Origin of the sequence: Rhizobium sp. CB3060 (assembly GCF_025200735.1) — a bacterium.
Lineage (GTDB): Bacteria > Pseudomonadota > Alphaproteobacteria > Rhizobiales > Rhizobiaceae > Rhizobium.
Window position 1 is genome coordinate 2,014,018 of record NZ_CP104158.1, and the last position, 13,066, is coordinate 2,027,083.

Consider the following 13,066-nt stretch of genomic DNA (forward strand, 5'->3'; position numbering starts at 1 on the left):
GCCGTTCATCCCAAATCGACGTTGAAGGTCACCCGCTCCGCCGACCATAAAGTCTCGGAATAGGTAATGGGCGCACCATCGTTATCGACATCCACTTTGAGAACGACCAATACCGGTGTTGACTTCGGCTGCCGCAACAACCGCGCCTCCTCGGCATTCGGCATGCGCGCCTCAATCTCGGTCGATAGGCGCACATAGTCGTGGACGCCGTAGCTCGCGAGTGCTGCGGTAATGGTCTGATATTGCAGCCTCGCCTTGTCGAAATCCGGAAATCGGTCAGCCGGATAGTAGGTGTCGCCAAGTTCGACGGGCACTCCATCCGCCGTCATGACACCGCGGCGATGGATGACCGGCGCGCCAAGCGCAAGCCTCAGCCGCGCCGCGACAAGCTCGGATGCCGGGACGACCTCGTGGATCAATAATTCGCCGCCAGGCTCGAAACCTTGCTCGATCAAATTCTGGGAGAACCGCGTCTTCTTCGAGAGCCTATAGTCGAGAGCCCCTCTGTGAACGAAGGTCCCTCGCCCCTGCTCCGCGCGCACCAATCCCCGCTGCTCCAAATGGCCGAGCGCCTGGCGGACAGTGAAACGGCTAACACCGAAACGTTGCATGAGTTCAGGTTCGGTCGGCAATTTGGCGCCCGGAGCAAAGGTCCCGGTGGCGATATCCGCCGCCAGGATTTCGCCGATCTGATGCCAGAGAGCACTGCCGCTCTTGCGATCGATCGTTTCCATATCAGATGCGCTTTTCGAGCCGGAACAGGAGCTTGTATTCAGCAGGATAGCTCAGCGCGTCGAGAATGCTCGGATAATATTTGCGATCCTTCGATCCGCTGACGAAGCCGCTATAGCCGAAACGCCGAACGGAAACATCGAAGCCGGCGGCTGCGAAGGCATCGATATAGTCCTGCGGAGAGCGATCCTGCACCGGCGCATTGCTGTTGCCGCCGATCAATTCGCGCCACTTCGGCCAAAGCGGCATTTCGTTGTGGCAACCGGTGACGGCGTAATAGACACCGCCATTGCGCATGACCTCGAACATCTGCTCGGCATGCCGCTTCAACTCCGGCAGCAGGTAAACGACCTCATAGCTGAATGCGACATCGAAGCTATCGGCAAAAGGCGAAAGATCGGTGGTGACTTGAAACTGCAGCGGCATGTTGCCCTTGGCCGCCACAGCCGCCGCAACCGATTCCGAAGCAATGTCGATGCCGACGCCGCGACGGAACGGCCGCATCGCATGAAGCAGCCGCAGAAAGCCGCCGCGATTGCAGCCAAAATCCAGCACCGTTTTCGACGAAAAATCCCGCTCTGGCACGCTCTCGATGAAATGCCGCCAATAGGGGCTGTGCGATTCCGCCATCGCAATGTCACCATTCGGTTCGGTATGCCAAGTTGCATAAGTGGTTGCTGCATTTGTCATGATGCGCTCGCTGTTGGTGTTGACTGAGCGAGTGATAGCGCACCTCTGTGACAGGCACATGAATTCGTCCGGACGACTGGATCACTTTAGGGCCAATCGCTGGACAAATAAAAAGAAGGCCCTGCCAAAGCAGAGCCCTCTTCAATATGCCAAATGCCGACGCCTAAGCGCGAATGGCCTGATCGTTTGCGTCGAAGCGATGCATATGTCTGGTCTCCGGCGTCGCATAGACCGTTTCGTCCGGCTCGTATTTGTGTTCGCCGAAGAGGCGCGCGGTCAGAAGGCCGGTTTGCTCGGATTCGAGATAGATGATCGTATCGGCGCCGAGATGTTCGACATGGATGACCTTGGCGGCCCAGGTGCCGTGGTCGCGCGACAAAGTGATATGCTCCGGACGGATGCCGATGGTCTTGGCACCGCTCTGCTCGAGCTTCTCCGCCGGAATGAAGTTCATCTGCGGCGAACCGATGAAGCCGGCGACGAAGATGTTCGCGGGCCGGTTATAGAGCTCCATCGGCGAACCGATCTGCTCGATCGCGCCGGCGTTCATCACGACGATCTTGTCGGCCAGCGTCATGGCTTCGACCTGATCGTGGGTGACATAGATCATCGTTGCCTTCAGGCTGCGATGCAGGCGGGCGATTTCAAGCCGGGTCTGAACGCGCAATGCCGCATCGAGGTTCGACAGCGGCTCGTCGAATAGAAAAAGCTCCGGTTCGCGCACGATGGCGCGGCCAATGGCGACGCGCTGACGTTGGCCGCCGGAGAGTTCGGCGGGACGACGGGCGAGATAGGGGGCGAGAGAAAGCATGCTCGACGCCTTCTCCACACGACCTTCGATCTCATCCTTGGCGGTGCCAGCCTGCTTCAGGCCGAGGCCCATATTATCTTTCACCGTCAGATGCGGATAGAGCGCATAGGACTGGAACACCATGGAAATGCCGCGCTTGGCGGGCGGCGTAACCGTCACATCCTTGCCATTGATCAAAACCGCGCCCGAGGTTACGTCCTCCAGGCCGGCGATGCTGCGCAGAAGAGTCGACTTACCGCAACCGGAAGGGCCGACGAAAATGACGAACTCGCCATCCTTCACCTCGAGGTCGATGCCCTTCAGCACATCATGCGTACCATAGGCCTTGCGAATGGATTTCAGTTGAAGCGATCCCACAGTCTCTTATCCCTTACAAATAAACGGGCTTGCCGGTGCGCACGCTCTCGTCGGCGGCGAGGCAGATGCGTAGCGATTGAACAGCGTCGGCCATATGGCGGCTAAGGTCGATATCCTCGCGGATGGCCTTCAGCATGAAGGCCTGTTCGCGATCGCACAGCTCCTGGTGACCCGGCTCTCCGTCCATGCGCAGATCCTGATCGGGACGGATGAACTTGCCGTTCGGACCGGTCTCGGCCGTATGCAGCCGGATGACGGAGGTCTTGGTGTGCGTGTCGATGTCGTCCGACTTGGCGTTGGGGTCCATGACGATCGAGACCGCGCCATTCGGCGACATCACATCCTTCACGAAGAAAGCCGTTTCGGAAATCATCGGCCCCCAGCCGGCCTCGTACCAACCGACCGAACCGTCTTCGTAGATCACCTGCAGATGGCCGTAATTGTACATATCCGGCGCGATCTCGTCCGACATGCGCAGACCCATGCCGCGCACCTCGACCGGCTTGGCGTCCGTGATCTGGCACATGACGTCGACATAATGCACGCCGCAGTCGACGATCGGCGACGTGGTGCGCATCAGCGCCTTATGCGTCTCCCAGGTCGGTCCGCTCGACTGTTGGTTCAGGTTCATGCGGAAGACATAAGGACCGCCGAGCTTGCGCGCCTCGGCAATCAATCGCATCCAGGACGGATGGTGACGCAGGATATAGCCGATCACCAACTTGCGGCCGGCTTTCTCGGCTGCGGCCACAACGCGCTCCGCATCCTCAACGGTCGTCGCCAGCGGCTTTTCCACGAATACGTCGCAGCCCGCCTCGAAAGCCATGACGGCATAATCCGCGTGGCTGTCGGAATAGGTATTGATCGAGCAAAGATCGGGCTTCAACGCCTTCAGCGCCGTCTCGAAATCCGGATGGATCGTGTAACCCTGCAGCTCATCAGCCAGCTTCGGCTTCGAGCGATTGACGAGGCCAACAATCTCGAAACCGGGATTGTTGTGGTAGGCAAGCGCATGGCTGCGGCCCATATTGCCAAGGCCGGCGACCAACACGCGGATCGGCTTATGAGATGAGCTCACTTGACTGCTCCGGATGTAATGCCGCGAATGAGTTGGCGTGAGAAGAGGACGTAGAGGATGAGGATGGGCAGGATGGCGAGCGTCAGCGCCGCCAGGACCGCGTTCCAGTTGGTAACGAATTGGCCGATGAAGATCTGCGAGCCCAGCGTCACCGTCTTGGTCGCCTCGCTCGGCGCCAGGATCAGCGGGAACCACAGGTCATTCCAGATCGGGATCATGGTGAAGACGGCGACCGTCGCCATGGCCGGACGAACCAGCGGCAGCACAAGGCGGAAGAAGATCGCATATTCGCTGAGCCCATCGATGCGGCCCGCATTCTTCAAGTCATCCGAGACGGTTCGCATGAATTCGGACAGGATGAAGATAGCGAGCGGCAGGCCCTGCGCCGTGTAGACGAGGATCAGTGAAGTCAGCGTATTGACCAAGCCGGCTGCGACCATACCCTGCAGGATGGCGACCGTGCCGAGGCGGATCGGGATCATGATGCCGATCGCGAGATAAAGCCCCATGATGGTATTGCCGCGGAAGCGGTATTCCGACAGCGCGAAGGCGGCCATGGCGCCGAACAGCAGGGTCAAGACGATCGAGACGATCGTCACGATGAAGCTGTTCTCGAAATAGGTCAGGAAATCCCCCTGCTTTAGAACGGTCTGATAACCGATCAGACTAAAGCTGGATGGCGTTGGGATGCTCAGGGGCGCGCGGAAGATCGAGGCGCGGTCCTTGAAGGAATTGATGATGGTCAGAAACACCGGAAAGATGGCAAGCAACGTGTAGGCGATCAACGCCAGATGCACGAGGCCGGAGCGGACAAGGGAAGTGCGTGCCTTGGACATCGTCGCCTCTCCTCAGAACTGGTAGCGGCGGATGCGCCGCTGGACGATGAAAAGATAGAATGAGACGCCGGCGAGAATGATCAGGAACATTACCGTCGCGATGGTCGCGCCCATCGAGCGGTCGCCGAGCTGTAGCTGGAAGCCGAAGAAGACGCGGTAGAGCAACGTGCCAAGAATATCGGTGGAACCATCCGGCCCCGCCAGCGCGCCCTGCACGGTGTAGACAAGGTCGAAAGCGTTGAAATTGCCGACGAAGGTCAGGATCGAGATAATGCCGATCGCCGGCAGCACCAGTGGCAGCTTGATCTTCCAGAACTGGCTCCAACCGGTGATGCCATCGCACTCGGCCGCCTCGATCACCTCTTCAGGGATGTTCAGTAGCGCGGCATAGATCAGCATCATCGGGATGCCGACATATTGCCAGACCGAGATCAGCGCGACGGTGACGAGAGCCGTGCCCGGCTTGCCGAGCCAGGGAGCAAAGAACGACTTAAGGCCGACCATGCCCATCAAATCGGGCGCCACACCCCAGAGCGGCGACAGAATGAGCTTCCAGATGAAACCGACGATGACGAAGGAAAGCAGCGTCGGCAGAAACATGGCGGTGCGATAGAAGGCGACGAACCGCAGCTTCGGCAGCGACAGCAGCGCCGCGAGCGCGACACCGATCGGGTTCTGCACGCACATGTGGATGGCAAAGAAGATCAAATTGTTGCGCAGCGCATTCCAGAAATCATGCGACCAGCGATCATCCCCGAACAACACTTTGAAATTGTTGAGACCCACGAAGGTCGATTGGTTGTCGACGACGTTGTACAGCGACAGCCGCAATGTCTCGATCAGAGGCAGGATCATCACCGCCGTGTAGACGATGAAGGCCGGAAGAAGGAAAACGAAGATATGCCAACGCTTCTGGCGCTTGATCGGGACCGCATCAAAAGCGGCTGATATACTGGCTTTGCTCATGGCTTTCTGCCTGCTTTTATTGGCTACGCATCGGGACGGCAGCGCAAACGTTCAATTCGCCCGCTGTTCCGGCTCTCCGGCCAAACATGGAGAAACAATATCGGGCGCGGCTCGATGTGGTGTCGCGACAGCCGCGGGTCCGGCGGCTCATATCGGCATACAAGATAATGAAGGCGCGTCATGCACTTACCCATCAAAAGCGGGAAAGCAGCAACCGATGACCTCTGTCCTTCTATCCGCATGCACCGGCGGTAGAACAAGGTGAGGAGCACGAGGCCCCTCACCCGACTTACGTCAAAGCAGGCTTACTTGGCCGGCTTGTACCACTTGTCGAGGCCGGCTTGCAGCTTCTTGGCAGCAGCGTCCGGCGCGTCCGTGCCGTTGATCACGTTGGCGGATTCCGTCCAGGTTTCGTTTTCCAGGTTCGGCGTGCCGCGCGACAGGATCTGGTACGTCGAACGAACCGTCGACTTGTGATTGTCACGCCAGGAAACGAATTCCTGAGCGAGCGGATCGGTCATCTTCACCGGATGCGAGTTCAGGCTGAAGAAGCCCGGCAGCGCGTTGGCGTAGATGTTGGCGAACTCGTCCGAGGCGACCCAGCTCAGGAACTTCTTGGCCTCTTCCGCATGCTTGCTCTTGGCATTCAGACCGACGCCGATATCCGGATGGTCGGAGATGTAAGCCGTGTCGCCAGCCTTTGCGACCGGCGGCGGGAAGGCACCCATCTTGAACTGAGCCTGCGTGTTGAACAGCGCGATTTCCCACGAACCGGCCGGGTAGATGGCAGCCTTGCCGAGCGTAAAGAGGTTCTGGCTGTCAGAATAGCTCTGGGCTTCGAAGCCGTCGCCGAGGTAAGGTTTCCACTTGGCGAGTTCCTTGTAAGGATCGACCCACGGAGCATCCGTCAGTTTTTCCTTACCAGAGATCAGAGCCAGGCGACCGTCTTCACCCTTCCAGTAGTTCGGGCCGATGTTCTGGTAGCCCATGGTTGCAGCTTCCCACAGATCCTTTGTGCCCATGGCCATCGGAATGTAGGTGCCGTCGGCCTTGAGCTTGTCCAGCACTGCGAAGAATTCGTCGCGAGTCGCCGGAACCTTGAGGCCGAGCTTGTCGAAGGCATCCTTGTTGTAGATGAAGCCGTGGATGACCGAAGCCATCGGCACGCAGAAGGTCGACTTGCCGTCGTCCGTGGTCCAGGCAGCCTTGGCGACCGGCGAGAAGTTATCCATACCCTTCAGCGATGTCAGGTCGGACAACTGCTTCTTGTTGAAGAGGTCCAGCGAAGCGTCGAACGGACGGCAAGTGATGATGTCGCCGGCGGAACCAGCTTCAAGCTTGGCGTTCAGCGATGCGTTGTACTCGGTCGGAGCCGTCGGCGAGAAGACGATCTTGATGCCAGGGTTCTTGGCTTCGAATGCCGGGATGATCTTTTCCTGCCAAATCTGCAGGTCGTCGTTGCGCCAGCTTTCAACCGTCAGCGTCACGTCCGCCGCATGCGCGAAGCCGACCGAGGTCAGCAGGCTGGATGCGAGGAGTAAGCCTTTCAGAACATTGTTTTTCATTTCCCTCTCCTGTTTAAGCGCCCGGAAAAAGGCACCGTTCTCGATCTGAAAATCCGTTGGCATATCCGAGGAAACAGCCAACGCTCCACAAGGACCGCCAACATTGCCGGCCCCAAATGCACAAGGGCGCAAGGCACTGTGCCTGATCGGCCCGATCAATCGTGACCCGCCGGACGACCGGACAAGGACACCAGAAACTCAACACACGGGAATTTCATGACGAATGCTGTCGCGCAGACCCTGTTTGATCTACGCGGCTCCTGACAACGGCAGAGGTCCGTCACCTTCTGCTTGGCGTTCCGGCTATTGTTATCTTGCCGGTTCTGCCGATGCCTGTTCGAACTGTTCCCTTGGAAGAATTAAGGCCAAAAAAATACCAATTGTCCAGCCGAAATTTAACTTTTCTGAGTCGGAAAAACAGATAAAAAATTTTATTGATATTTTTCAATATGATACAGAAACGCAAAAAGCGACGCATTGCCTATTGGTAAATGGTATTTTTTTGGTATTGTAGGAAAAATGGGGAACGGGTGGTTATCCGGAGGGTGTGATGACGGAGTTTGCGATCGGTATCGACGGCGGGGGAACAAGCTGCCGCGCTGCTGTGACAGACAGGCTGGGTAAAGTCCTTGGTAACGGCAAGGCGGGGGCAGCCAATATCCTTTCCGATCTCGAAAACTCTTTGGTCAACATCGTCGCATCCGCCCAAGAAGCCCTCAGCGACGCCGGACTCGATCCGGAGTTGGTCCATACACTGCCCGCCGTTGTCGGCACGGCCGGCGCCAACGTCGGTGACTATGGCAAGCGCATCGAAAAAGCGCTGCCCTTTGCAAACAGCCATGTCGTCACCGACGCGACGATAGCGCTTCAGGGTGCGCTCGGCGATGCCGATGGGATAATCGGCGCATTCGGCACCGGTTCCGTCTACAATGCTCGACGCGACGGCAAGATTTGGGGCATCGGTGGTTGGGGCTTTGTCATTGGCGACCAAGCAAGTGGTGCGCGTCTCGGCCGCGATCTGCTGGAGCGCTCACTTCTGGCGCACGACAAGGTGCAGCCACCCTCGCCAATCACCGAAAAGATCATGGCTGAATTCGACGGCGATCCCGAACGCATCGTCGAATTCGCCCATGCTTCCAAACCGAAAGATTTTGCGCGTTACGCGCCGATGGTCTTCGAACATGCCGAAAGGGACGATGTGGTCGCTGTCGGCATCGTCAAGACAGCGGTGAACGCTATCGCCGAAAGCCTCGACACGCTGCTTTGGCCCGAATGCCCGGCGGTCTGCCTACTGGGCGGTCTCTCGAAGGCATATCATCCCTGGCTCGCTTCGCGACACAAGGCGCTTCTCGCGGAACCGAAAGGCGACGTATTGCGCGGCGCGGTCGAACTGGCGGCAAAGCTCCTGCAAAAAGACATGGGGAGCACGCCATGACCGAGGATTTGAGCCATATCTTCTCGCCGGAACGCCTGCTCGCCGGCGGCACCGGCCCGCTTTATGTCAAGCTGCGCCGCACGCTCGAAGACGCCGTCAAGGTTGGCACGCTGAAACATGGTGATGCCTTGCCGCCGGAACGCGACATAGCCGAATATGCAGCCGTCAGCCGCGTGACGGTACGCAAGGCGATCGACGATCTCGTGGCAGAGGGCATCCTTGTCCGTCGCCATGGCTCCGGCACTTTCGTCGCCAAGCCGGTCTCCAAGGTCGAACAGCGCCTATCGCAGCTAACGTCCTTCACTGAAGACATGGCACGGCGGGGCATGACAGCACGCTCCGAATGGCTGCATAAGGGCGTGCACACCCCCTCGCCCGATGAAATGATGATCCTCGGCCTTGCCGCCGGCACCAAGGTTTCCCGCCTCAGCCGTCTGCGCATCGCCGACGACCAGCCGCTGGCCATCGAACATGCCAGCGTCTCCGGCGAGTTCCTGCCGGACCCATCCACAGTGACCGCGTCGCTTTATGCCGAGCTCGAAAAGCGCCAGGTCCGCCCGGTCCGTGCCGTCCAACGCATCTCTGCGACCAACATGAAAGAGGCCGACGCCGGCCTGCTAGGCGTCCCCGTCGGGGCTGCGGGCCTATCGATCGAACGCATCTCCTACCTCGGCTCCGGTCGCGCCGTGGAATTTACCCGCTCGCTCTATCGAGGGGACGCTTATGACTTTGTTGCGGAGCTGACGATTGGAGCGACTTAGGGTTGAGTTAACGAGCATCCCTCACTCGCTTTTTCCACACCGTCAAATCAGATCATCATGCCGCGTCATCCACTGCGGTATCGCGGCTTTCCGGCACATAGTTGAGCACCGGTCCCAGCCAGCGCTCCACCTCCGCAACGGGCATGCCCTTGCGGGCCGCATAGTCTTCCACCTGATCTCGCTCGACCTTTGCTACACCGAAATAATAGGAGTCGGGATGGCCGATATAGAGTCCGGAGACGGAGGAACCGGGCCACATGGCGTAGTTTTCGGTGAGCTTCACCCCGGTCGCCGCTTCCGCATCGAGCAGACGGAACAGGGTCTCTTTTTCGGTGTGGTCGGGCTGGGCAGGATAGCCCGGCGCCGGGCGGATGCCGGCATAGGCCTCCGCCAGCAACTCGTCGCCATCGAGGTTTTCGTCCTTGGCATAGCCCCAGAACTCGCGCCGCACCCGCTCATGCATCCGCTCGGCAAAAGCCTCGGCGAAGCGATCGGCGAGCGCCTTGACGAGGATCGAAGAGTAATCGTCATTGGCGCGCTCAAAACGCTCGGCGATGGCAATTTCCTCTATACCGGCCGTGACGACAAAACCGCCGACATAGTCGCCGACGCCACTCGAAACGGGCGCTACGAAATCTGATAACGCCACGTTCGGGCGGCCATCCCGCTTCGACAATTGCTGGCGCAGTGTATAGAAGGTCGCGAGTTCGTCGGTGCGGCCCTCATCGGTGAACAATCTGATATCATCGCCGACCGTGCCTGCCGGCCAGAAGCCTACAACGGCGCGCGGGCGGAACCAGTTCTCCGCGATGATCTTTTCGAGCATGGCCTGTGCATCGGCATAAAGCTGCCGCGCCGCCTCACCCTGTTTCTCGTCTTCGAGGATGGCCGGGAAACGGCCCTTCAACTCCCAGGTCTGGAAGAACGGCGTCCAGTCAATGTATGTGGCAAGCTCTGCCAGATCGTAATTCTCGAACACCTTCGTTCCAAAGAACTGCGGCGTCACAGGCTTGTAATTCGCCCAATCAACCTTCTCGGCATTCTCGCGCGCCCTTGCGAGCGGCAGCCGTACCTTCTCCGCCTCGCTGCGGGCATGTGCCGCGGCGACCTTGGCATATTCCGTGCGAACCGTATCGACATAGCCCTGCTTAGCCTCCGGCGACAACAGCGCCGAGACGACACCTACGGCACGGCTGGCATCGGTGACATAGACCGTTTGGCCCTTCTCATAGCGTGGATGGATCTTCACGGCAGTGTGCACGCGGCTGGTGGTTGCACCGCCGATCAGCAGTGGAATATCGAACCCCTGCCGCTCCATTTCCGAAGCAACATGCACCATCTCGTCCAGGGACGGGGTGATCAGGCCGGAGAGGCCGATGATATCGACCTTCTCGGCGATTGCCGTTTCCAGGATCTTCGTCGCCGGCACCATGACGCCGAGATCGATGATTTCGTAATTGTTGCAGGCAAGCACGACGCCGACGATGTTCTTGCCGATATCATGCACATCGCCCTTGACGGTCGCCATCAGCACCTTGCCTGCCGCCTGGCGTTCGCCGTTGCCGCCATTGGCGAGCTTTTCCGCCTCCATATAAGGCAGCAGCACGGCAACGGCCTGCTTCATGACACGGGCCGACTTTACTACCTGCGGCAGGAACATCTTACCTGAACCGAAGAGGTCGCCGACGACATTCATGCCAGCCATTAACGGACCTTCGATGACGTGCAGCGGTCGCTCGGCCTTTTGCCGCGCCTCTTCGGTATCCGCTTCGATATATTCGGTGATGCCGTTGACCAATGCGTGCTCGAGCCGCTTCTCGACTGACCAGTCCCGCCAGGCGAGATCCTGTACCTTGGCTTCCCGGTTACCGGCACCACGAAAACGCTCGGCTATTTCGAGCAGCCGCTCTGTGCCGTCGGGCCGGCGGTTAAGAACGACATCCTCGCAGGCCTCGCGCAGCTCGGGATCGATGTTGTCATAAACTGCGAGCTGGCCGGCATTGACGATGCCCATGTCCATGCCGGCCTGAATGGCATGGTAGAGAAATACGGCATGCATCGCCTCGCGCACCGGCTCGTTGCCGCGGAAGGAGAAGGAAAGATTCGAAACGCCGCCTGAGATATGGACCAAAGGCATGGTCTGGCGGATTGTTCGCGTCGCCTCGATGAAATCGACGCCGTAATTGTTGTGCTCCTCGATGCCGGTCGCGACCGCGAAGATATTCGGATCGAAGATAATGTCTTCCGGCGGCAACCCCGCCTCTTCAGTCAGAAGCTTGTAGGCGCGCGCGCAGATCTCGACCTTGCGCTGATAGCTGTCGGCCTGCCCCTGCTCGTCGAACGCCATGACGACGACGGCAGCGCCATAATTGCGCAGCAGCCGGGCTTGTTTGAGGAAATTCTCCTCGCCCTCTTTCAAGGAGATAGAGTTGACGATCGGTTTGCCCTGCACACATTTCAGACCGGCTTCGATGATCGAGAATTTCGAGCTGTCGATCATGACGGGCACGCGGGCGATATCCGGCTCGGCGGCGATCAGGTTGAGGAACTCGACCATCGCCTTTTCGGAATCGATCAAGCCCTCGTCCATATTGATGTCGATGACCTGCGCACCGTTTTCGACCTGGTCGCGAGCAACGGCCAACGCTGCCGTGTAGTCGGCATTGGTGATCAGTTTGCGGAATTTTGCCGAGCCGGTAACGTTGGTCCGCTCGCCGACATTGACGAACGGAATGTCTTTGGTCAGCTCGAAGGGCTCCAGGCCGGAGAGCGACATGAAGGGTCGGTGCACCGCAAGCTGGCGCGGCGGGTATTTCGAAACTGCCTGAGCGATTGCGGCGATATGTTCCGGCGTCGAGCCGCAGCAGCCGCCGACGATGTTGACGAGGCCGTCGTGTGCAAAAGCTTCGACCTGCGCCGCCATCATCTCAGGCGTTTCGTCATATTGGCCGAATTCGTTCGGCAGGCCGGCATTGGGATAGGCGCAGACGAAGGTATCGGCAATGGCCGAAAGTTCCTGCAGATGCGGCCGCATGGCATTCGCGCCAAGTGCACAATTGAGGCCGATGGTGAAGGGGCTGGCATGGCGCACCGAATTCCAGAAGGCCGACGGCGTCTGGCCGGAGAGCGTCCGGCCGGAAAGATCGGTGATCGTCCCCGAGATCATCACCGGCAAGCGGACGCCCTTAGCCTCGAACCGCTCCTCGCAGGCAAAAATCGCCGCCTTGGCGTTCAGCGTATCGAAGATTGTTTCGATCAGGATGATATCGGCGCCGCCATCGATTAGGCCGTCGATCTGCTCGCCATACGCCAGTCGCAGATCGTCGAAGCTCACCGCGCGATAGCCGGGATTGTTGACATCGGGGGAAATCGAAGCGGTGCGGTTGGTCGGGCCGATAGCGCCAGCGACAAAACGGCGCCTGCCATCCTCGCGTTCGGCGCGGACCGCCGCCCGGCGGGCAACTGCCGCACCCTCCTTGTTGAGATCGTAAACCGCACCTTCCATCTGATAATCGGCCTGGGCAATGCGGGTCGAAGAGAATGTGTTGGTCTCCAGAATATCCGCGCCGGCCTTGGCATAGCGGTAATGGATTTCCTCGATGGCGTCAGGCTGAGTGAGAATCAGAAGGTCGTTATTGCCCTTTTGATGACAGGCGCAGCCGATGAAGCGATCGCCGCAGAAATGATCCTCTTCAAAGCCGAGCCCTTGGATTTGTGTCCCCATGGCGCCGTCAAGCACAAGGATTCGCTCGCTCGCTGCCTGCTTCAGGGCCGAGAAGACTTCACTGCCATCGCGTTTCGCTGTTTCCGAGCCAAAAAGATTGTCAAACATATG

General features: G+C 59.1%; 11 protein-coding genes. 3 read left to right on the forward strand and 8 right to left on the reverse strand.

What is annotated here, in order from left to right:
- Window positions 1-5 precede the first annotated feature (5 nt).
- The 7 genes from phnF to N2601_RS09795 all read right to left on the reverse strand — a co-directional run bounded on the left by phnF (window position 6) and on the right by N2601_RS09795 (window position 7,035).
- Complete coding sequence (gene phnF / locus N2601_RS09765) at window positions 6-734, reverse strand: phosphonate metabolism transcriptional regulator PhnF (RefSeq protein ID WP_104823607.1); 729 nt, start codon at window positions 732-734, stop codon at window positions 6-8.
- 1 nt (window position 735) lies between these two features.
- On the reverse strand, window positions 736-1,422 hold the full coding sequence (locus tag N2601_RS09770) for a class I SAM-dependent methyltransferase (RefSeq protein ID WP_104823608.1): 687 nt from the start codon (window positions 1,420-1,422) through the stop codon (window positions 736-738).
- A 163-nt stretch (window positions 1,423-1,585) separates the two neighbouring features.
- Window positions 1,586-2,590, reverse strand: a complete 1,005-nt coding sequence (locus N2601_RS09775; protein ID WP_104823609.1) for an ABC transporter ATP-binding protein — start codon at window positions 2,588-2,590, stop codon at window positions 1,586-1,588.
- Window positions 2,591-2,603: 13 nt separating this feature from the next.
- Entirely contained in the window at window positions 2,604-3,617 is a 1,014-nt protein-coding gene (locus N2601_RS09780) for a Gfo/Idh/MocA family protein (protein WP_245463984.1), read from the reverse strand.
- 47 nt (window positions 3,618-3,664) lie between these two features.
- Window positions 3,665-4,504 carry a carbohydrate ABC transporter permease gene (locus tag N2601_RS09785; RefSeq protein ID WP_104823611.1) on the reverse strand — a complete coding sequence of 280 codons (840 nt, stop codon included), beginning with the start codon at window positions 4,502-4,504 and terminating at the stop codon, window positions 3,665-3,667.
- A gap of 12 nt (window positions 4,505-4,516) precedes the next feature.
- Window positions 4,517-5,470 (reverse strand): carbohydrate ABC transporter permease, encoded by a 954-nt coding sequence (locus tag N2601_RS09790; RefSeq protein WP_104823612.1) that lies wholly within the window; start codon window positions 5,468-5,470, stop codon window positions 4,517-4,519.
- Window positions 5,471-5,775: 305 nt separating this feature from the next.
- Window positions 5,776-7,035 (reverse strand): ABC transporter substrate-binding protein, encoded by a 1,260-nt coding sequence (locus N2601_RS09795; protein ID WP_104823613.1) that lies wholly within the window; start codon window positions 7,033-7,035, stop codon window positions 5,776-5,778.
- Window positions 7,036-7,258: 223 nt separating this feature from the next.
- Here N2601_RS09795 and N2601_RS09800 point away from each other — a divergent pair, with 223 nt between their 5' ends.
- Genes N2601_RS09800 through N2601_RS09810 form a run of 3 tightly spaced genes read left to right on the forward strand, consistent with a single transcriptional unit; the run spans window position 7,259 to window position 9,231 of the window.
- Window positions 7,259-7,549: a hypothetical protein gene (locus N2601_RS09800; RefSeq protein ID WP_158704474.1), complete on the forward strand. Its 291-nt coding sequence runs from the start codon at window positions 7,259-7,261 to the stop codon at window positions 7,547-7,549.
- A gap of 36 nt (window positions 7,550-7,585) precedes the next feature.
- Window positions 7,586-8,470 (forward strand): BadF/BadG/BcrA/BcrD ATPase family protein, encoded by an 885-nt coding sequence (locus N2601_RS09805; RefSeq protein ID WP_104823614.1) that lies wholly within the window; start codon window positions 7,586-7,588, stop codon window positions 8,468-8,470.
- On the forward strand, window positions 8,467-9,231 hold the full coding sequence (locus N2601_RS09810; protein WP_104823615.1) for a GntR family transcriptional regulator: 765 nt from the start codon (window positions 8,467-8,469) through the stop codon (window positions 9,229-9,231). The genes N2601_RS09805 and N2601_RS09810 overlap by 4 nt, the downstream gene beginning before the upstream one ends.
- 55 nt (window positions 9,232-9,286) lie before the next feature.
- Here N2601_RS09810 and metH read toward each other — a convergent pair whose 3' ends face one another.
- On the reverse strand, window positions 9,287-13,063 hold the full coding sequence (gene metH, locus N2601_RS09815) for a methionine synthase (protein WP_104823616.1): 3,777 nt from the start codon (window positions 13,061-13,063) through the stop codon (window positions 9,287-9,289).
- Window positions 13,064-13,066: the final 3 nt, after the last annotated feature.